3 protein-coding genes are annotated in these 1,657 nt (G+C 60.2%); all 3 read right to left on the reverse strand.

The genetic code is table 11. The features are described 5' to 3' along the window. Positions 1-20 precede the first annotated feature (20 nt). Positions 21-752, reverse strand: coding sequence for a transporter substrate-binding domain-containing protein (locus tag NW820_RS12250; protein ID WP_041436884.1), 732 nt, complete (start codon positions 750-752; stop codon positions 21-23). A 79-nt stretch (positions 753-831) separates the two neighbouring features. Next, positions 832-1,188, reverse strand: a complete 357-nt coding sequence (gene rplT / locus NW820_RS12255) for a 50S ribosomal protein L20 (RefSeq protein ID WP_011434388.1) — start codon at positions 1,186-1,188, stop codon at positions 832-834. A gap of 133 nt (positions 1,189-1,321) precedes the next feature. Next, complete coding sequence (gene rpmI / locus NW820_RS12260; protein ID WP_011434387.1) at positions 1,322-1,522, reverse strand: 50S ribosomal protein L35; 201 nt, start codon at positions 1,520-1,522, stop codon at positions 1,322-1,324. Positions 1,523-1,657 lie beyond the last annotated feature (135 nt).

Here is a 1,657-nt window from a genome sequence, read left to right on the forward strand (position 1 = left end):
AGTAGGGAGTATCCTCAACTTTAGGGCAACCCCCAGGCTCTGGCCCGCTCTGCCAGCCAGCCCTCAGCCCGCAAATTCTCCAGTTCTCGGCGCACCCGCAGCCGCAATTCGGCGTGCTGCAGCCCCTTGGGCATGGCAATGCCCAGCCCCACCGTTGCCAAGGGGGATCCCAGAAATTGAAACTGTTGCTCCGCAGCGCTTTCGCGACGGGGATGCTCTGCTAGCCACCCTGCCAGCACCGAGCGATCTGCTGCCCACCCCTGCACCGCCCCTTTCAGGAGCAGTTCCGCCCCTTCTCGGTAGGAATCGACAGGCACCAACTCCACCCCTGGCAGGTATCGATTCAGCAGGGGAATGGCGCTGGAACCGCGCAAGACTGCAACGCGACCGCCCCGCAAGTCCGACCAGCTTTCCCAGTTGTGGGAACGAGCCACAACCAAGCTGGGGCCATCCTGATAGTAAGCAGAAGTGAACTCCACCTGGCGCGCCCGATCCGGGGTAATGCCGATCTGAGCAATGGCCAAATCCACCTGGCCGTCAGCCAGCACCTGCAGCCGCTCTACATTCGAGACCGGCACCAACTCCACAGCCTCTGCCGAGCCCAACAGCCGGGATCCCAGCTCACAAGCCAGCTCGATCTCAAACCCCTGCAGATCCCCTTGGGGAGTGCGAAACCCCAGCGGCCTCAAGTTGTCTTTTACGGCAACGCGCAGCCGTCCAGAATCCACAATCTCCGGCCAAGGACGAGCCACAGTAGGGATCCCTCTCCCCAGGCAGGCGAGGGCCAGAATGGCTGCCAGGAAGGACTTCTGGATAGCCGTCGGAACCTCCTCAGGAGGCGCGAGACTGGCGCGCTGCCTCCACCACCTGGGTAAAGGCCTCTGGATCCAGGAAAGCCAAGCGGGCCAACATTTTGCGGTTGAGCTGGATATTGGCTTTTTTGAGACCATCGATGAACTCGTGGTAACGCAGGCCCTGGGCACGGGTGGCCGCGTTGATGCGGGTAATCCATAGGCGACGAAAATCCCGCTTCTTGCGGCGGCGATCCCGGTAGGCGCTGCGCAAAGCCTTCATCACCTGCTGGTTGGCGGTGCGGAACAGCTTTGAACCAGCTCCCCGAAAGCCTTTGGCCAGCTTGAGGATCTTTTTGCGGCGCTTGCGGGCGACATTGCCCCGTTTGACTCTCATGGCAGTAACTCAATAGGAACTTGAACAAACTCAAACTGAAGGGTAGAAGCACTCCGTCCTGCTAACGGGATCGGAACTGCTGTCGCCAATGCCAGCCCCTGAAATCTTCTTGCCGGCGCGAGCGGTATCCCGGCTAGTGGGTGTTGGGCAACATCAGGCGCACATTGACCACATCCCGCTTGTCCACCAGGGCCACACCGGCCAATTTGCGTTTGCGCTTGCTGGTTTTGTGCTCCAGCAAGTGGTTGTGCCCGGCCCTGCGACGCATAAACTTGCCGCTGCCGGTCAGGCGGAAGCGCTTGGCTGCTGCCTTGCGGGTTTTGATTTTGGGCATGATGACAACCCCAGAATATGCGGGGCCAGAGCTAAAGGTCACAGCTTTCTAGGATAAGCCATAGAAGAACAAGAGGGCAAATGCCAAGGTTCGTCCCGCTGAGGCAAGGGAAAGGGGTCGAGAAACTCTCAGGAG

The sequence above is a fragment of the Synechococcus sp. R55.7 genome (assembly GCF_047461955.1).
GTDB lineage: Bacteria > Cyanobacteriota > Cyanobacteriia > Thermostichales > Thermostichaceae > Thermostichus.